The organism is Streptomyces sp. NPDC043876 (assembly GCF_056435825.1).
Map to the genome: position 1 here is coordinate 820063 of NZ_JBWKDV010000002.1, position 17939 is coordinate 838001.

Consider the following 17939-nt stretch of genomic DNA (forward strand, 5'->3'; position numbering starts at 1 on the left):
GCACCCTAGCCCATGGGGGAGGCCCGCGGGGAGACGCCCGTCTCACGATCCGATCGCCGGGCTGGACGGGGCGTGTGACGACGTAATGTGTACGAGGTGACCGTGAACGCTGAAAACCAAGCCCCCGCCGCCAAGGCGACCTGGCGAGACCTTCCCGCGGCGCAGCAGCCTTCGTACCCCGATGCCGAGGCTCTGCGCGCTGTCGTCGCGGACCTCGAGTCGTATCCTCCGCTCGTCTTCGCGGGTGAGTGCGACCAGCTGCGCGCCCGACTGGGAGCCGTCGCCAAGGGCGAGGCGTTCCTGCTCCAGGGCGGCGACTGCGCCGAGGCTTTCGACGGTGTCTCCGCCGACCACATCCGCGCCAAGCTGAAGACGCTGCTCCAGATGAGCGCCGTCCTGACCTACGCGGCCTCCGTGCCCGTGGTCAAGATCGGCCGCATCGCGGGCCAGTACTCCAAGCCGCGCTCCAAGGACACCGAGACCCGCGACGGCGTCACGCTGCCGACCTACCGCGGCGACTCGGTCAACGGTTTCGCCTTCACCGAAGAGGCCCGGATCCCGGACCCCGAGCGGCTGAAGCGGATGTACCACGCCTCCGCGTCGACCCTGAACCTGGTCCGCGCCTTCACCACCGGTGGCTACGCCGACCTGCGCCAGGTGCACGCCTGGAACCAGGACTTCGTGAAGGCCTCCCCGTCCGGGCAGCGCTACGAGCAGCTCGCGCGGGAGATCGACAACGCGCTGAACTTCATGAAGGCCTGCGGCACCGACCCGGCCGAGTTCAAGGCCGTGGAGTTCTACGCCTCCCACGAGGCGCTGCTCCTCGACTACGAGGGTGCGCTGACCCGCACCGACTCGCGCACCGGCAAGCTCTACGACACCTCGGGCCACATGGTCTGGATCGGCGAGCGCACCCGCCAGCTGGACCACGCGCACATCGAGTTCTGCGCGCAGATCTCCAACCCGGTCGGGATCAAGCTCGGCCCCACGACCACCGTGGACGAGGCGCTGACGTACATCGACCGCCTCGACCCCGAGCGCGAGCCGGGCCGGCTGACCTTCGTCGTGCGCATGGGCGCCGACAAGGTCCGCGACAAGCTCCCCGAGCTGGTCGAGAAGGTCACCGCGTCGGGCGCGACCGTCGCGTGGGTCACCGACCCGATGCACGGCAACACCTTCGAGGCGGCCTCCGGCCACAAGACGCGCCGTTTCGACGACGTGCTCGACGAGGTCAAGGGCTTCTTCGAGGTGCACAAGGCGCTGGGCACCCACCCGGGCGGCATCCACGTCGAGCTGACCGGCGACGACGTGACGGAGTGCGTCGGCGGCGGCGACGAGATCTTCGTCGACGACCTGCACCAGCGCTACGAGACGGCCTGCGACCCGCGGCTCAACCGCAGCCAGTCGCTGGACCTGGCGTTCCTGGTCGCCGAGATGTACCGCGACCAGTAGGAACGTGGTGCGCAGGTGGCCTCTACGACGGTGGGGCGCGGATCGATGTGATCCGCGCCCCATCGGCGTATCCGGGTCTTTTAGGGAACCCTAAGTTTGGGTAGGGTTAGGTAAGCCTCACCGAATGGGGGGTGGCCCCGTCCGGGAGGTGAACCGCGTGTACGTCTGCTCTTGCTTCGGCATCACGGACCAGCAGGTCAAGGCCCACGCGGACGCGGGAGCGTGCACGCCCCGCCAGATCGCCTCGGTCACGAAGGCCGGCACCGACTGCGGCTCGTGCGTGCGGACCATCCAGGGCCTGCTCGGCCGGGGCGCGTGCCCCCGCCGCGAGCTGCTGGAGACGGGCAACGCCGCCGCGGTCCTGGCCGCCGACCCGGTGCTCGCCGCGGCCGTCGCCGACGAGGCGCTCGCCCCGGCCGCGTGACGCCCGGCGCCCGCGGGCGCCCGTTCCGTCAACCGGTTCCACCCGTTCGGCGCAGCCCCGCGCCCGGACCGGCCCGGGACTAGCTCTCCGGCTGCTCGATCAGCTGGGCGATGTACAGCGGCTCGCCGATCTGCTCGATGAGCTCCAGCTGGGTGTCGAGGTAGTCGATGTGGTGCTCCTCGTCCTCCAGGATCTCCTCGAACAGCCGCGCCGAGGTGACGTCGCCCTTGCCGCGCATGACCTCGATGCCGCGCTTGAGGCGGTCGATCGCCTCGACCTCCACCTGGCGGTCCGCCTGGAACATCTCCGTCAGGGTCTGGCCGACCCGGACGTGGAAGAGCCGCTGGTAGTTGGGCAGACCGTCGAGCATCAGGATGCGCTCGGTGATCTTGTCCGCGTGCTTCATCTCGTCGATGGACTCGGCACGGGTGTACTTGGCGAGCTTGGTCCAGCCCTTGTTGTCCTGGATGCGGTAGTGCAGCCAGTACTGGTTGATCGCGGTCAGCTCACCGGTCAGCTGCTCGTTGAGAAATTCAAGAACCTCGGGGTCGCCCTGCATGGCAGAGGGCTCCTTCCAGCGGTGTGACGGGGCAGGTGCGCGCATCCTCGCACCGCCGCCCGGAGGCGTCCAGTAAGTGCCTCCTTAGTGGGAGTTGCTCTGACTTGCCCGAATCGGCCCGGACCTGGTCATGACCACCCTGGTCCGTCTGTCACCATGGAGACATGGGTCAGCCGGATAGCCGCGAAACTGCGGAAGCAGCGCAGCCGGAGCTCCCTCCGGGGCAGCGTCTGCAGCGGGGCTGGCCGGTCACCCACTACGGTCCCGTGCCCAAGTTCAAGCCGGACCGCTGGGAGTTCAGGGTCTTCGGGGCCACCGCCGACGGCGACAAGCACTGCTGGAACCACGAGGAGTTCTCGGCGCTGCCGTTCTCCACCGTCACCGCCGACCTGCACTGCGTGACGAAATTCAGCATGCCGGGGGCCGAATGGGGCGGGGTGCTCACCCGCCACGTGCTCGAACTGGCCCCGCCCGCGCCGACGGCCACCCACGTGATGGTGTGGGCCGAGTACGGCTTCAGTTCGAACCTGCGGCTCGCCGACTTCGCCTCCGAGCGGGCCGTCTTCGCCACCCACCAGGGCGGTGAACCCCTGACCGCCGAACACGGCTTCCCGCTGCGGCTGGTCGTCCCGCACCTGTACGCCTGGAAGGGCCCCAAGTGGGTCCGCGGCATCGAGTACATGACCGCCGACCGGCGAGGGTTCTGGGAAGAGCGCGGCTACCACAACATCGGCGACCCCTGGCGCGAGCAGCGCTACTCCTACCAGGAGGAACCGGGCGACGGTCCGGAGCTCTGACGCCCGCCCGCCGACCACGGGGAGCGCCCAGCGGTCAGTGCAGCCCGCGCAGTTCCTTCAGCAGCGCGATGTCCGCCGCGTGCCCCTCCTTGCCGCCCGGCGTCTCGATGACCAGCGGTACGCCGTCCATCGCCGGGTGCGAGAACAGCTCGCCGAAGGCGTCGCGCCCGATGTGGCCCTGCCCGATGTTGGCGTGCCGGTCCTTGTGGGCGCCCACGCCCTCCTTCGAGTCGTTCGCGTGGATCAGCTTGAGGCGTCCCTCGCCCACCGTGTCCACCAGCAGGTCCAGCGTCTGCTTCGTCCCGCCCGGCTCCGCCAGGTCGTGCCCGGCCGCGAAGACGTGGCAGGTGTCCAGGCAGATCCCGAGCATGGGGTGGGCGTCGAGCGCCTCGAAGTACGGCCCGAACTCCCCGGCCAGGGAGCACAGGGAGGAACCCTGGCCGGCCGTCGACTCCAGCAGCAGGAAGGGGTCGTCGTCGTGCGTCAACTCGTCCAGCAGGGGCAGCAGGTGCTCGCGGATCTGCGCGTACGCCGCCTCGCGCGGGCGGCCGCCGGTCGCCGAACCGGTGTGGACGACCACCCCCCGGGCGCCGATCGCGCGGCCGCGGCGCAGCGAGTGGCGCAGCGACTCCACGGACCGCTCCACCGTCGCCCCGGTGTGCGAACCGAAGTTGATGAGGTACGGGGCGTGCACGTAGACCGGGATCGACTCCTCGGCGCACCCGGCGCGGAACAGTTCGTCCTGCGCCGGATTGCCGGCCGGCATCGCCCAGCCGCGCGGATTGGCGACGAAGACCTGGACGGCCTCGGCGCCCATGTCGCGGGCGTACGCGAGCCCCACCGAGGCGAGTCCGCCCGCGACGGGGACGTGCCCGCCGACCGGGTTGCGCATCACAGCCCCTTGGTCCTGACGGTGATCGTGGCGCCCTCGGGGGCGCTCTGGCCCGCCGGCACCGACTGCGCGTCGACGGTGTTGCTGAACGACAGGAACGGGCGCTCCACCCGCACCTTGAAGCCCGCGCCCTCCAGCGCCCGCTTCGCGGCGTCCACGTCCTGGCCGGTGACGCCCGGCACCGGGATCTGGCGGGGGCCCTTCGAGACGGTCAGCGTGACGGTGTCGCCCGCGGCCGCCTGGGCGCCCGCGCTCAGCGACTGGTTGGCCACCGAACCGGCCGGGCTCGCCGAGTTGACCTGCTCGGGCGCGATCTCGACCTTCAGGCCGAGGTCCTCCAGGCCCTTACGGGCCTGCTCGACGCCCGCGCCGACCACGCTCGGGACCTGCACCGGGCGGCCCTTGCTGACCACCAGAGCCACGGCCGCGTCGGGAGCGAGCTGGGCGCCGCCCCGGGGGTTGGTCGCGACCACGGCGCCCTGCGGGAGGTCCTGACTGAACTCCTGGGTGACGAGGCCGGGGGCGAGGCCCGCCTTCGTCAGCTCCGCCTTCGCGGCGTCCAGCGGCTTGCCCTTGAGGTCGGGCACCGGGACGACCTGCGGGCCGCGGGAGATGACCAGGGTCACCGCGCCGTTGCCGCGGATCCGCCCGCCGCTCTCCGGGTCGCTGTTCATCACGGTGCCGCGCTCGAAGGCGTCGCTGAACTTCCGGTCGACGCCCTTCACCCCGAGGCCCGACGCCGACAGCTGGGCGCGGGCCTGCTCCTCGGTCTTGCCGAGCAGGTGCGGGACCCGGGTGAACTGGCCGGAGCTTATGTACCAGACGCCGGTGCCGAGGCCGAGGGCCAGCAGGATCCCGGCGACGGTCAGGTAGGTGCCGCGCCGCGGGCGGATGCCGGGTCGGGGGCGGCGTACCGCGTGCGGGCGGTCCGCGCGGACCGGCGGGCCCGGGTGCTCCAGGCGGGAGGTGTGCTCGGGCCCCGCGGGTGCGGGCGCCGGGGCGGTGCGCGGGATCACGCTGGTGCGGTCCTCGGCCGCCGTCCGCTCCTCGGCGCGCGCCTGCGGCGGTACGGCGTCCAGCTCGCCGTCCGTCAGCGCGGAGCGGGCCTCGCGCGTCAGGGCGAGCAGGGCCACCGCGTCGTACGGGCGCAGCTCGGGGTTGCGGGCGGCGGCGGCGCGGACCAGCTCGTCCAGCGCCGCGGGCAGCCCGGGGACGGCGGCCGACGGGGGCGGCACGTCCTCGTTGAGGTGGCGGTAGATGACCTGGGCCGGGGTGCCGCCGGTGTGCGGTTTGGCGCCGGTGAGCATCTCGTACAGGACGACGCCGCAGGCGTACACGTCGACGCGGGTGTCGGTGAGGCCGTTCTCGATCTGCTCGGGGGCGAGGTAGGAGACCGTGCCGAGGACCGAGCCGGTGGTGTCCGTGACGGCGTCCACACTGCGGACCAGGCCGAAGTCGGCCACCTTCACCCGGCCGTCGTCGCCGATCAGGACGTTCTCGGGCTTCATGTCCCGGTGCACGAAACCGGCGCGGTGGGCGGCGCCGAGCGCGGCGAGCATCGGCTCCAGGATGTCGAGCGCGGCCCGCGGCCGCAGGGCGCCGCGCTCGCGCAGCACGTCGCGCAGGGTGCAGCCGGAGACGTACTCCATGGCGAGGAAGACGAACGGGCCGTCCGTGCCCTGGTCGAAGACGCCGACGACGTTGGGGTGCGCGAGGCGGGCCACGGACTTGGCCTCGCGGATGAACCGCTCGACGAAGGCGGTGTCGGCGGCGAGGGCCGGGTGCATCACCTTGAGCGCGAGCACGCGGTCGAGGCGGGTGTCGACGGCCCGGTAGACCGTGGCCATCCCGCCGACCGCGATGCGGGCGTCGATGCGGTAGCGGCCGTCGAGCACGCGCCCGACGAGGGGGTCTTCCAGGGTCGTATCCACCCGCCGATTCTACGAGTGCCGGATGCGGTGCCGGTCCGGGGCCCGTGGCTTGCAGCGCACCTGTGACGCTCCGGGCCCGGGCCCGGCCCCGCGGCCATCTGAGCCTGCCCGGCGTTTGGGGTCCCTGTCCCGGGGGCCGTCTCAGCCCGCCCGGCGTTCGAGGGCACGCCGCAGGCGCCGAGCGTGCGGCGGCGCGGTGGCCGCTGTTGCCTCCGGCGGGCCCTCAATCGCCGGGCGGGCTTGATGTGGTTGCGCTCTGCCCTTGGCGATCAGGGGGCGATTTCAGCCTGCCCGGCGTTTGAGGGCGCGCCGCAGGTGTGGTGGGTGCGGCGGCGCGGTGGCCGCTGTTGCCTCCGGCGGGCCCTCAATCGCCGGGCGGCTTGATTGGGCGGGGCTCGGCCTTTGGCGTCCGGTTGTGCGGCGGCGCTGTCAGCCCGCTCGGGGACATTCCAGCCCGCCCGGCGTTTGAGGGCGCGCCGCAGGCGGCGGTGGGGGCGATTTCAGCCTGCCCGGCGTTTGAGGGCCCGCCGGAGGCAGGTAAGGGGGTCAGAAGGCCGGGCGTTCCGGGTCCAGGGTGGCCCGGCCCTCGGCGGGGGAGGACGCGGCGGCGAAGTGGCGGCGCGGGATCCGCCCCGCGCGACGGGCCAGCCGGCCCGCCGCCACGGCGTCCCGCATCGCCGCCGCCATCAGCACCGGCACCTGCGCCCGCGTCACCGCCGACGCCAGCATCACCCCCGCGCACCCCAGCTCCATCGCCAGCGCCGCGTCGGACGCCGTCCCGGCCCCCGCGTCCAGGATCACCGGCACCCCGGCCCGCTCGACGATGAGCTCGAAGTTGTGCGGGTTGCGGATGCCCAGCCCGGACCCGATCGGCGACCCGAGCGGCATGATCGCCGCACAGCCGACGTCCTCCAGCTTCCGCGCGAGGACGGGGTCGTCGTTCGTGTACGGAAGGACCGTGAAGCCCTCGTCGACGAGGGTCTCGGCGGCGTCCAGCAGCTCGACGCCGTCGGGCAGCAGGGTCCGCTCGTCGGCGACCACCTCCAGCTTGACCCAGTCGGTGCCCAGCGCCTCCCGCGCCAGCCGCGCGGTCAGCACGGCCTCGCCCGCGGTGAAGCAGCCCGCGGTGTTCGGCAGGACGGCGATGCCGAGCCGGTCGAGGACGGACAGCACGGAGCCCTGGACCGTCGGGTCCAGGCGCCGCATCGCCACGGTGGTCAGCTGGGTCCCGGAGGCGGTCAGCGCCCGTTCCAGTACGTCGAGGCTGGGCGCACCGCCCGTGCCCATGATCAGGCGGGACGAGAAGGTCCGGTCGCCCAGGGTGAAGAGGTCGTCGTGGTCCTTGTCGTGGTCGTCGGCCATGGTCAGCCTCCCTGGACCGCGGTGAGGACCTCGACGCGGTCGCCGTGGTCCACCGCCGTGGCGGCCCACTGGCCGCGCGGGACCACGGTCTCGTTGAGCGCGGCGGCGACCCCCTTGGGGGCGGCGGTCAGCGTCGCGACGACCGCGTCCAGGGTGGTGCCGGCGGGGATCTCGCGGGGCTCGCCGTTGACGGAGACGACGCGGGCGGCGGAGGCGGCGCGGGGGCCGGAGGCGGTCATGCGGGGGACTCCTCGCGTACGGCGGAGAAACGGCGCGGGCTGAAGGGGCGGGCCACCTCGGGCAGCTCGCCCGTGGTCAGGACGTCGGCCAGTACGTCGCCGGTGACCGGGGTCAGCAGGACGCCGTTGCGGTAGTGGCCGGTGGCCAGGTGCAGCCCCGGCAGTTCGGTGGGGCCGAGCAGCGGGGCGTTGTCGGGGGAGGCGGGGCGCAGGCCCGCGCGGGTCTCGGTGAGCGGCAGCTCGGTGATCCCGGGGACCAGCTCGTGCGCGTCGCGCAGCAGCTCGTACACCCCGCCCGCGGTGACGGTGGTGTCCCAGCCCAGTTCCTCGCTGGTGGCCCCGACGACGAGTTCGCCGTTCTCGCGCGGCACCAGGTAGACGTGGCTGCCGCGGACCACGGCCCGGACCGTCCGGGACAGGAACGGCGCGCGGGCGGGCGGCACGGTGAGCCGCAGCACCTGCCCCTTGACCGGCCGTACGGGAGGCAGCGCCCGCGGCGGTACGCCGTCCAGCCTGCCGCTGAGGCTGCCCGCCGCCAGCACCACCTGGTCGGCGGCGACCGCGGTGCCGTCGTCGAGCAGCGCGCCCGCAGCGCGGTCGGCGGTGACGGTGAGCCGGGCGGCCTTCGCCCGGTGGAGGACGACCCCGGCCCGTTCGCAGGCGGCCAGCAGCGCGGCCGCGAGCTGCCGGGGGTCGACCTGGTGGTCGCCGTCCACGCGCAGCCCGCCGCGCACGCCCGGGGCCAGCATCGGCTCCAGCCGGCGGCACTCGCGGCCCGTCAGCCACTGGGATTCCAGGCCGCAGCGGCGCTGGAGGGCGTGCAGTTCGCGCAGGTGGACCCGGTCATCGGCGTCGAGGGCGACGGCCAGGGTGCCGCAGGCGCGGTAACCGATGCCGAGGCCGCCGCTCGCGTCGGCGAGCTCCGCGGCGAAGGCCGGGTAGCGCTCGGCGGAGGCGAGGTTCAGACCCAGCAGGGTCTCCTCGCCGTAGTGCAGCTCGGTGACGGCGGCGAGCATGCCGGCCGCGACCTGCGCCGCGCCGCCGCCGGGGGCCGGGTCGGCCAGTACGGTGCGCAGTCCGCGGCGGGCCGCCCGCCAGGCGGTGACCAGGCCGATGATGCCGCCCCCGATGACGAGGACATCGCATCCCCGGCCGGATTCTCCGTGAGAGTGCATGGGCGTCCAGCCCCTCCCTTCGCCGGCATGACCCGGATCAGGTTCGTACGGTCGGAGGCCGTCCAGCCTCCCTCTCAGCCCGGTGCGCCCGGACTCCCGCGATAGGTACGGTGGCCAGACTAACCCCGCCGCCGGGACCGGGTAAGCGGCCTCCCTGTTCCTGACGGATCGTCAGATGGTTAGGGTGGCGGCGTGAACGAGCAGACCGAGCAGACGTACGAGCGGGCGGACGGCCCGGTGGGGGAGCCGACGGACGGGCCCGGGGCCCCGCCCCCCGTAGTGATCGTCGGCGCCGGAATGGCCGGGGTGCAGACCGCCGTGGCCCTGCGGGAGCGGGGTTTCACCGGACCGGTGATCCTGCTCGGCGCCGAGCCCCACCAGCCCTACGACCGGCCCCCGCTCTCCAAGGCCGTCCTCCTCGGCAAGGCCGAGGGCGCCGCCTTCGAGGTGGACTTCGCCGGCCTGGAGATCGACCTGCGGCTCGGCGTCGAGGTCACCGCGCTGCGCGCCGCCGACCACGCCCTCGACACCACCGCGGGCGAGGTGGCCTACGGCGTTCTGGTCCTGGCCACCGGCGCCGAGCCGCTCACCCTCCCCGGCACCGAGGGGGTGCCCGGCGTCCACCTGCTGCGCACCCTCGACGACGCCGAGCGGCTGCGCCCGGTGCTGGCCGCCGCACCCGAGGCCGTGGTGGTCGGCGCGGGCTGGATCGGCGCCGAGTTCGCCACCGCCGCCCGCGGGGCGGGCTGCGCCGTCACCGTGGTCGAGGCCGCCGACCGGGTCCTCGCCGGGGCCCTGCCCGCCGAGGTCGCCGCGCCCATGGCCGCCTGGTACGCCGGGGCCGGGGTCCGCCTGATCACCGGCGCCCGGGTCGCCGGGATCGAACCGGGCGCCGCCGGAGCCCCCGGCCGGGTGCTGCTCGCCGACGGCGGCGAACTGCCCGCCGCCGCCGTGGTCGTCGGCATCGGCGCCCGCCCCGCCACCGGCTGGCTGGCCGGGACCGGCGTCGAGCGCGGCAGCGACGGCTCGGTCACGGCCGACGCCCACCTGCGGACCTCGCTGCCCGACGTGTACGCCGTCGGCGACTGCGCCTCCTTCCCGTCCGCGCGCTTCGGCGCGCGGCTCCTCGTCCACCACTGGGACAACGCCCTGCAGGGCCCGCGCACGGTCGCCGCCAACATCCTGGCCGCCCTGGCCGGGGAACCCCCCGCCGTCTACGACCCCGTCCCGTACTTCTGGTCCGAGCAGTTCGGCCGCTTCGTCCAGTACGCGGGCCACCACGCCGCGGCCGACACCCTGCTGTGGCGCGGCGACCCGGCGGACGACGCCTGGTCGGTGTGCTGGCTGCGCGCGGGGGTGCTGGTGGCGGTGCTCGCCGTGGGGCGCCCGCGCGATCTCGCCCAGGGCCGCAAGCTCATCGAGTCGGGGGCGCCGGTGGACCCGGCGAAGGCCGCGGACCCGGCCGTTCCGCTGAAATCGGCCGTCCTGTGACCGGCGCCGGGCGGGGTTCCCGCGGGGTCCGCGGGCCCCGCGGGAACCCCGCCCGGCCCGCCCGACTACCGGCTGTCAGTCCTGGATGGCAGGCTTGTCCCCGTGACCGAGATTGACGCAAAGATCGAAAAGCTCGTCCCTGCCTGGCTCTACCTCCCCGACATCGCGGAGATGCTCGGCATCGAGGTGACCAAAGTCCGGCAGATGGTGAAGGAAGGCCAGCTCATCGCGGTGCGCCGCGGGGAGAACCGCTCCCTCCAGGTGCCGGCCGCCTTCATCGACGGCGACAAGGTGGTCAAGGGTCTCGTCGGCCTGCTGACCGTGCTGCGGGACGACCGCTTCACCGACGAAGAAATCCTGGAGTGGCTGTTCACCGCCGACCCCACCCTGCCCGGCACCCCCGTGCAGGCCCTGAGCGAGAATCGCGGCACGGAGGTGAAGCGCCGCGCTCAGGCGCTCGCCGTCTGACCTGATCCGCTCCACGTGGTGTGCGGGCCCGCCCGGGCCCGTACGCCACGGCCACCCCGGGGGTTCTCCCATGCAGCAGCTGTCCGATGCCCGGCTCTATCTGTGCACGGACGCCCGCAAGCGGCAGGGCGACCTCCCCGCGTTCCTCGACGCCGTCCTCGCGGGCGGCGTCGACATCGTCCAGCTGCGCGACAAGGGCATGGAAGCGGGCGAGGAACTCGAACACCTCCAGGTCTTCGCCGAAGCCGCCCGGCGCCACGGCAAGCTCCTCGCCGTCAACGACCGCGCCGACGTGGCCCACGCCATCGGCTCCGACGTCCTGCACCTGGGCCAGGGCGACATCCCCGTGCCCGCCGCCCGCGCCATCCTCGGCGCCGGCGTGCTGATCGGCCGTTCCTGCCACGCCGAGGCCGAGGTGGACGCCGCCGTCGCCGAAACCGGCGTCGACTACTTCTGCACCGGCCCCTGCTGGCCCACCCCGACCAAGCCCGGCCGCCACGCCCCCGGGCTCGGCCTGGTCCGGTACACCGCCTCGCTCGTCCAGGACCGCCCCTGGTTCGCCATCGGCGGGATCGACGCCGGGAACCTGGACGAGGTGCTCGACGCGGGCGCCGAGCGGGTCGTGGTCGTCCGCGCGATCACCGAGGCCACCGACCCGGGCGCGGCCGCCGCGGACCTCGCGAAGCGGGTCCGCGCGCGCCTGGGCTGAGCGCCCCGGCCGCCGGCCGGCAAGGCCGGGTCCCGCCGGTCCCGCGAGCCCCCGTACCCGCCCCGGCCGCCCCGACTGTCCAAAAATCTGTCCAATCCATGGACGCCGCTTCGGTCGGCGCAAGGGCGCGTCTAACCTGCGCACATGGCCCTTGGTACCGCTTCCACCCGCCCGGACCGCGCGCGCACCGTCCGCGACATCCTCGCGTCCGGCAAGTCGTCGTACTCCTTCGAGTTCTACGCGCCCCGGACCGAGCAGGGGGAGCGCAGCCTCTGGAACGCCCTGCGCCGCATCGAGGCCGTCGCCCCGAGCTTCGTCTCGGTGACCTACGGAGCGGGCGGTTCGACCCGCGGGGGCACCGTCAAGGCGACCGAGCGGATCGCCGCCGACACCACCTGCACCCCGGTCGCGCACCTCACGGCCGTCGACCACTCGGTCGCCGAGCTGCGCCACGTGCTGGGCCAGTACGCCGACGCCGGGATCCGGAACATGCTCGCGCTGCGCGGCGACCCGCCCGGCGACCCGCTCGGCGAGTGGATCGAGCACCCCGAGGGCGTGCTGTACGCCGCCGACCTGGTCCGGCTGATCAAGGAGTCCGGCGACTTCTGCGTCGGCGTCGCGGCCTTCCCCGAGATGCACCCGCGGTCCCTCGACTGGGACACGGACATCCGGCACTTCGTGGACAAGTGCCGTGCGGGCGCCGACTATGCGATCACACAGATGTTCTTCGATCCGGAGAACTACCTGCGGCTGCGCGACCGGGTGGAGAAGGCGGGCTGCGAAACCCCGATCATCCCTGAAGTCATGCCTGTTGTGAACGTGCGGACCCTGGACCGGCTGCCGGAACTGAGCAACGCGGTCTTCCCCGCGGAGTTGAAAGAGCGCATGCTCGCCGTCAAGGACGATCGCGCCGCTGTACGCTCCATTGGCATCGAGTTCGCCACGGAGTTCTGCGCGCGGCTGCTGTCCGAAGGCGTTCCCGGACTGCACTTCATCACGCACAACTCCACGGCGACGCTGGAGATCTACGAGAACCTGGGCCTGCACCAGCGGGCCTGAACGGCCGTACCCGTGGGCGGCCTACCCGAGAGGGGCCATGCATGGGAATGACGGTCCTCTACATCGCGTTCGGATTCGTCGCGCTGTGGCTGCTTGCCGAGGTACTGCTCCAGTACAAGGCCAGGCTGCGCTGGAGGCTGCTCGCCTTCACCGGCTTCGTGGGCGTGGTCGTCGGGGTGATGCTGCCCTCGGTGCTGGTCATCGCGGCCGGCGCGACCGCCTTCGCGGTCGGCCAGACCCTGGTGACGCTCTCCTTCCGCAAGGGCTTCGTGGCCGGCTGGGCGCTGCGCCGGGGCGGGGCGCCCGTACGGACCGCCTCCAAGCGGCGGCGCGGGGCCGGCGGCGCACAGCGCGAGCCAGCCCTCGAGGTGAGCGACCTGGAGTACGGGCCCACCGCGTCCGGTCCGGACGACGCCGAGGACACCGGAGCGGAGCGCGACGCCTACCACGGCGGGGACCGGGACACCGCGGCCGCGCACCGGGACGAGCAGCCGGGACCGTACGGCGCCCAGCCGACCGAGGCCTTCGCCTCCCCCTTCGCCGCGGCCGGTCAGCAGGACGCGCACCCGCAGGACGCCCAGCAGTACGCGGCCTACTACGACCCGCAGTTCGCCCCGGCGCAGGACGGCCACCCGCAGCAGTCGCAGCAGCAGTACCAGGGCGACGGGTACGACTACCACACCGGCTATCCGGTGGCCGGGGACCAGCAGGTGTACGCCGCCTACTCCGACCCCTACATCGGCACGGGCGGCAGCGCCCAGCCCGCGCAGTACGCGGACTACGCGCCGTATGCGGACCCGTACGCCGCCCAGAACCAGGCGGCGCAGCAGCAGTACTCCATGGACACCCCGCCCGGCGGCGTGTGGGTGCCGCAGCAGCGCTACACCGAGCCGGACCCCCAGCAGCAGGGGCAGCACCCCGACCCGGCGGATCCGCAGCAGCCCTACCCGTACCCGTACCAGGGCACGGGGGACTACGAGCCGTACCGCTACTGACGGCCGGGCGCCCGGCGGCCCGGGCGTCGGCTCAGCGGGAGCCGCGGAAGCCGGCCCCCTCCACGATCAGGCCCGCCACCAGGGCCCCCGTCATCCCGGCGTGCGCCAGTCCGCCGCCGGGGTGGGCCCAGCCGCCCGCCAGGTACAGGCCCGGCAGGGCGGTCGCGTTCGCGGGGTAGAGCATGCGCCCGCCCGCCCCCGCGAGGGCGGGCGGCGGAACCGCGCCGTCCACCGCGCCCGTGTCCCGCGCGATGTCCGCCGGGGTGCGCGCCTCCTGCCACAGCAGCCGCTCCCGCAGCCCGGGAACCGCCCGCTCGGCCGCCGCGAGCAGCTCCGCGTCCGGTGTCCCGGCGACGGTGCACGCGGCGCTCACGGTGACCGCCTCGTGGTCCGCGTCGGGCCGGGTGGCAGGGTCGTCGGGGCGCAGCACCGTGACGGGCCGGGATCCGGGGGAGTGCACCACGGTGCGGTGGACGGCGTCCCCGGGGCGGGGGCCGCGCAGCGCGAGGAAGAGGGTGCTGCGGCTCAGGGCCTCCGTGCGCGGGGGCACCGCGTCCGCGGGCCAGGGCCGGGCGCCCGGCAGCAGCGGGACCAGGAGCCCGCGGGGATCGGCCCCGCAGACCACCGCGTCCGCCGCCACCCGGGTCCCGTCCTCCAGCAGCACCCCGGCCGCCCGGCCGTCGTGCTCCAGCACCTCCCGGACCGGGGCGCCGAAGCAGAACTCCACCTTCCGCTCCCGGCAGCGCTCGTACACGGCGGTGGCCAGCTCCCGCAGGCCCCCGCGGACGTACCAGCTGCCGAAGGTCTGCTCCATGTACGCAAGCACCGCGGCGGCGGCGGGCGCGGTGCGCGGGTCGGCCCCGTGCCCGAGGACCGTCGCCTCCAGCAGCGTCGCCAGCGGCCCGCCCAGCTCCCGCCCGGCCATCTCGGCCAGCGTCGGCGGCCGACGGCGCAGCAGCCCGCTGCCGCGCAGCGCGGGGTAGGGGTCGCGGCCCAGTACCCGCCAGTCGGGGCGCAGCGGCTCCTCCAGCAGAGGGCGTCGGGTGGCGTCCCAGGCGTCGCGCGCGCGGCCCAGGACGGCGTTCCAGCGGTCCCCGGAGCCCGCGCCGAAGGCCCGGTCGAGGACGGCGGCGACCCCGCCGCGCGAGGCGCCCGGCAGAGTGACCTCGGCGCCGTCGGCCATCAGGTGCCGGGCGGCCGGGTCCACCTGGATCAGCTCGGCGCACTCCTCCAACGGGCGCTTGCCGGTCTTGACGAAGAGATCGCGGTAGACGGCGGGCAGGTGCAGCAGACCCGGTCCGGTGTCGAAGGAGAAACCGTCGCGCTCGAAGCGCCCCACCGCGCCGCCGTAGGTCGCCGAGCGCTCGTACACCGTCACCCGGTGGCCCGCCACCGCCAGCCGGGCGGCCGTCGCCATCGCGCCCATCCCGGCGCCGGTCACCGCAATTCGTGCCATGCGCCCGACCCTACCGAGTCACCCCGGTGGGCCCGTCGCCGAGGCCCGGACCAGGCGCTTCTCCTCGCGCCGCTGCGCGCGGCGGCGCAGGAAGCGGCGGATCCGGGTCCACAGGTAGAGCAGCATCGCGAGCCCGATCAGCAGCAGCACGCCCGCAATGACAGCGGCGGCCTGCGGATTGAACATGGCGAAGGTGACGATCGCGCCGACGCCGAGGTCCTCGGCCGTGCTGAGCGCGATGTTCGTGAACGGCTCGGGCGAGGTGTTCACGGCCATCCGGGTGCCGGCCTTGACGAAGTGGCTGGCCAGCGCGGTGGATCCGCCGACCGCCCCGGCGGCGATGTCGGAGAGCGAACCGCTCTGCCCGGCCAGCAGCGCCCCGACGACGGCCCCGGAGACGGGGCGGATGACGGTGTGCGCGGTGTCCCAGAGCGAGTCCACGTACGGGATCTTGTCGGCGACGGCCTCGCAGAGGAACAGGACGCCCGCGACCACCAGGACGTCGGTGCGCTGGAGCGAAGCGGGCACCTCGTCGGTGAGCCCGGTCGCGCCGAAGATGCCGAGCAGCAGGACCACGGCGTAGGCGTTGATCCCGCTGGCCCAGCCGCTGGTGAAGACCAGGGGGAGGACACTCACCCGGTCATCATGCAGCACGCGGCCCGGCCGGGCGGGCCAACCCGCGGAGCGGGGGCCGCGGGCCGGTCGCCCGGAGACGGGTGAGGGGACGGACGCCGACCGGCGTCCGTCCCCTCACCCCTGTGTCCTGCGGGGGCCCGCTGCTACTGGCCCTGCTGGCCCTGCTCGTCACGGCGGCGCTGCCAGCGCTGCTCGATCCGGTTCATCACGCTCCGGCGCTGCCGGCTCTGGCCGCGGCCCAGGTCACCGGCACCGCCGGTGACGGACTGCTCGCCGGGTTTGGGCGCTTTGCGCCATCCGGTGACGGCGAGAACCGCACAGCCCAGCATGACGAGGAACCCCACCACGCTGACCCAGATCAGGTTCTGCGCGACCATTCCGGTCATGAGGAGCGCGATACCCACCAGAAAGCCTGCGACCGCCTGGTAGACCCGTCGCCGGGTGTACGTACGCAGCCCGCTTCCCTCAAGCGCTGTCGCGAACTTGGGATCTTCGGCGTACAGCGCTCGCTCCATCTGCTCGAGCATGCGCTGCTCGTGCTCCGAGAGCGGCACGGGAGTCCTCCTCATCCGTCGGTCGCGCGGGGTAGCGACCGGGGGTCCCCTCCAGGATAGGCAGGGAATCGCCCCCGTGAAACCCGCCCCTCTGCGCCATTTCGCCAAACCGTACCGTTGTAAGGGCGGTCGTTGAGGCGCTTATTCCCCATTGGCCCGTCCACCATGCCGGGCGGTGTCCCCCGATCATACGGGGCCGACCGGCTGAACGGGGTGTTCCGCGAGGTACTCCGTCGGCGACAGCGCCGCAGATCAGACCCGCTTCTCGCCCAGGACGTGCAGTTGCGTGGCGACCGCGTGGAAGGCGGGCAGTTCGGCCGCGGCCTCCTCCAGGCGCAGCAGGGCCTCGACGGCTCCGGGCTCGGTGTCCACGAGGACGCCGGGCACCAGGTCCGCGAAGATCCGGACCCCGTGCACGGAGCCGACGTCGAGGCCCGCTCCACCGCACAGTTCGGTGAGCTGGTCGGCGGTGAACCGGCGCGGCACCGGGTCGCCCGCGCCCCAGCGCCCCGCGGGGTCGGTCAGGGCCGTGCGGGCCTCGGTGAAGTGCCCGGCCAGCGCGCGGGCCAGGACGGCTCCGCCCAGGCCGGCGCCGAGCAGGCTGAGGATGCCGCCGGGGCGCAGCGCGGCGACCGTGTTGGCGACGCCTTCGGCCGGGTCGTCGACGTACTCCAGCACGCCGTGGCACAGCACCACGTCGTAGGCCTCGCGGTCGACGACGTCGAGCAAGCCCTGGGCGTCGCCCTGGACCCCGCGCACCAGATCGGCGACGCCCGCCTCCGCGACCCGCCGCTCCAGCCCGAACAGCGCGTTCGGGCTGGGGTCGACCACGGTCACGCGGTGGCCGAGCCGGGCCACGGGGACGGCGAACTTGCCGGTGCCGCCGCCGGTGTCCAGTACGTCGAGCACGTCCCGCCCGGTCGCCTTGGCCCGGCGCTCCAGAGCGTCCTTGAGGACCTCCCACACCACGGCGGTGCGGAGGGAGGCGCGGGGGCGGGAAGTGTCCGACACGGCTGATGACTCCTCGGCGCGGAAAGGGTGAGCGGTCAAGGACCCACCCTATGGCCTCCGCCGCCCGCCGCCCCCGCCGGTCGGCCGGGTCATCCCAGCTCGGGACGGTCCGGCCGGGGCCCCGGCAGAAGCGGCTGGAGCGACAGCATCCGCTCGACCAGGCGCAGGAACATGGCGGTGGCACGCACCAGGTCGTCCGCGTCCCGGTTGCTCGCCGCGTCCGCTATGCCCGCCTCGGCCCGGGCCCGGCGGGCGGCGCCCGAGGCGAAGTGGGTGCTCCACTCGGCCAGCTCGGGGGCGACCTGGGGGAGCACCTCCCAGGCGCTGCGTATCGGGGGCCGGCGGCGCGGGTGCGCGGCCTCGGGCCGCCCGCGCGCGGCGAGCACGGCCGCGGCGGTGCGCAGGGCGGCGAGGTGGGCGGTGGCGTACCGCTCGTTGGGCTGCGGCAGCATCGCCGCCTCCGCGAGCCCGCGCCGGGCCTTGTCGAGCAGCTCGACGGCGGCCGGAGGGGCACCCGACGAGCGCAGGACGGGATGGACAGGGGACGGGGACGGTGTGGCCATGACGAACCTCCTGTCGTTGCGTGGAGCGTGCCTTGGTGCCTTGTGCTTCCTGCTTCCTGCTTCGTTTTGCCCGCCGGTGACCCGGTGCCAGGGCGCCGTGCTGCGTGGCGTCTTGGTGTCGGGGCACCCGCGCAATGCGTGTTTCTGTCCTCCATCGTGAAGGCAC

19 protein-coding genes and 1 riboswitch are annotated in these 17939 nt (G+C 73.8%); of the genes, 8 read left to right on the forward strand and 11 right to left on the reverse strand.

What is annotated here, in order from left to right:
- Positions 1-87: 87 nt before the first annotated feature.
- A complete protein-coding gene (locus AC0693_RS08780) occupies positions 88-1452 on the forward strand; it encodes a class II 3-deoxy-7-phosphoheptulonate synthase (protein ID WP_468471053.1) in 1365 nt (454 codons plus the stop codon).
- A 148-nt stretch (positions 1453-1600) separates the two neighbouring features.
- Positions 1601-1876, forward strand: coding sequence for a (2Fe-2S)-binding protein (locus tag AC0693_RS08785; protein ID WP_469336616.1), 276 nt, complete (start codon positions 1601-1603; stop codon positions 1874-1876).
- Positions 1877-1955: 79 nt separating this feature from the next.
- On the opposite strand, the gene bfr is transcribed toward AC0693_RS08785, so the two are convergent.
- The gene (gene bfr / locus AC0693_RS08790; protein WP_356409768.1) at positions 1956-2435 is read right to left on the reverse strand and encodes a bacterioferritin; all 480 of its coding nucleotides are present in this window, start codon (positions 2433-2435) and stop codon (positions 1956-1958) included.
- Positions 2436-2599: 164 nt separating this feature from the next.
- On the opposite strand from bfr, the gene AC0693_RS08795 reads away from it, so the two are divergent.
- Positions 2600-3232 (forward strand): sulfite oxidase-like oxidoreductase, encoded by a 633-nt coding sequence (locus AC0693_RS08795; RefSeq protein ID WP_468467598.1) that lies wholly within the window; start codon positions 2600-2602, stop codon positions 3230-3232.
- A gap of 34 nt (positions 3233-3266) precedes the next feature.
- On the opposite strand, the gene AC0693_RS08800 is transcribed toward AC0693_RS08795, so the two are convergent.
- From AC0693_RS08800 to thiO, 5 genes are all read right to left on the reverse strand, one after another.
- Positions 3267-4124 carry a deoxyribonuclease IV gene (locus AC0693_RS08800; protein ID WP_478801304.1) on the reverse strand — a complete coding sequence of 286 codons (858 nt, stop codon included), beginning with the start codon at positions 4122-4124 and terminating at the stop codon, positions 3267-3269.
- Positions 4124-6055, reverse strand: coding sequence for a Stk1 family PASTA domain-containing Ser/Thr kinase (gene pknB, locus AC0693_RS08805; RefSeq protein WP_478801305.1), 1932 nt, complete (start codon positions 6053-6055; stop codon positions 4124-4126). The genes AC0693_RS08800 and pknB overlap by 1 nt, the downstream gene beginning before the upstream one ends.
- Positions 6056-6601: 546 nt before the next feature.
- Complete coding sequence (locus AC0693_RS08810) at positions 6602-7417, reverse strand: thiazole synthase (protein ID WP_356412159.1); 816 nt, start codon at positions 7415-7417, stop codon at positions 6602-6604.
- Positions 7418-7419: 2 nt separating this feature from the next.
- The gene (gene thiS, locus AC0693_RS08815) at positions 7420-7656 is read right to left on the reverse strand and encodes a sulfur carrier protein ThiS (protein WP_478801306.1); all 237 of its coding nucleotides are present in this window, start codon (positions 7654-7656) and stop codon (positions 7420-7422) included.
- Positions 7653-8831, reverse strand: a complete 1179-nt coding sequence (gene thiO, locus AC0693_RS08820; RefSeq protein ID WP_469319207.1) for a glycine oxidase ThiO — start codon at positions 8829-8831, stop codon at positions 7653-7655. Before thiO ends, thiS begins: the two co-directional genes overlap by 4 nt.
- Positions 8829-8941: riboswitch (TPP riboswitch) on the reverse strand. Its footprint overlaps the gene before it by 3 nt.
- Before the next feature lie 127 nt (positions 8942-9068).
- Between thiO and AC0693_RS08825 the strand changes: the two genes are divergently transcribed.
- The 5 genes from AC0693_RS08825 to AC0693_RS08845 all read left to right on the forward strand — a co-directional run bounded on the left by AC0693_RS08825 (position 9069) and on the right by AC0693_RS08845 (position 13553).
- Positions 9069-10322 carry an NAD(P)/FAD-dependent oxidoreductase gene (locus AC0693_RS08825; protein WP_478801371.1) on the forward strand — a complete coding sequence of 418 codons (1254 nt, stop codon included), beginning with the start codon at positions 9069-9071 and terminating at the stop codon, positions 10320-10322.
- A 102-nt stretch (positions 10323-10424) separates the two neighbouring features.
- Positions 10425-10790, forward strand: coding sequence for an Rv2175c family DNA-binding protein (locus tag AC0693_RS08830; protein WP_356412165.1), 366 nt, complete (start codon positions 10425-10427; stop codon positions 10788-10790).
- 70 nt (positions 10791-10860) lie between these two features.
- Entirely contained in the window at positions 10861-11499 is a 639-nt protein-coding gene (gene thiE, locus AC0693_RS08835) for a thiamine phosphate synthase (protein WP_478801307.1), read from the forward strand.
- Positions 11500-11643: 144 nt separating this feature from the next.
- The gene (gene metF / locus AC0693_RS08840) at positions 11644-12558 is read left to right on the forward strand and encodes a methylenetetrahydrofolate reductase [NAD(P)H] (protein WP_356412168.1); all 915 of its coding nucleotides are present in this window, start codon (positions 11644-11646) and stop codon (positions 12556-12558) included.
- A gap of 41 nt (positions 12559-12599) precedes the next feature.
- Positions 12600-13553 (forward strand): hypothetical protein, encoded by a 954-nt coding sequence (locus AC0693_RS08845; RefSeq protein ID WP_478801308.1) that lies wholly within the window; start codon positions 12600-12602, stop codon positions 13551-13553.
- Between the two features lie 31 nt (positions 13554-13584).
- Here the strand turns inward: AC0693_RS08845 and AC0693_RS08850 are convergent, their stop codons facing one another.
- The 5 genes from AC0693_RS08850 to AC0693_RS08870 all read right to left on the reverse strand — a co-directional run bounded on the left by AC0693_RS08850 (position 13585) and on the right by AC0693_RS08870 (position 17773).
- Positions 13585-15009, reverse strand: a complete 1425-nt coding sequence (locus tag AC0693_RS08850; protein WP_469319562.1) for a phytoene desaturase family protein — start codon at positions 15007-15009, stop codon at positions 13585-13587.
- Positions 15010-15027: 18 nt separating this feature from the next.
- A complete protein-coding gene (locus AC0693_RS08855) occupies positions 15028-15645 on the reverse strand; it encodes a DUF4126 domain-containing protein (protein WP_478741458.1) in 618 nt (205 codons plus the stop codon).
- 143 nt (positions 15646-15788) lie between these two features.
- Positions 15789-16199 (reverse strand): DUF3040 domain-containing protein, encoded by a 411-nt coding sequence (locus AC0693_RS08860; RefSeq protein WP_469319561.1) that lies wholly within the window; start codon positions 16197-16199, stop codon positions 15789-15791.
- 252 nt (positions 16200-16451) lie between these two features.
- Complete coding sequence (locus tag AC0693_RS08865; RefSeq protein WP_356412177.1) at positions 16452-17210, reverse strand: class I SAM-dependent methyltransferase; 759 nt, start codon at positions 17208-17210, stop codon at positions 16452-16454.
- Between the two features lie 89 nt (positions 17211-17299).
- Positions 17300-17773, reverse strand: coding sequence for an SAV_6107 family HEPN domain-containing protein (locus tag AC0693_RS08870; protein WP_469319560.1), 474 nt, complete (start codon positions 17771-17773; stop codon positions 17300-17302).
- Positions 17774-17939: the final 166 nt, after the last annotated feature.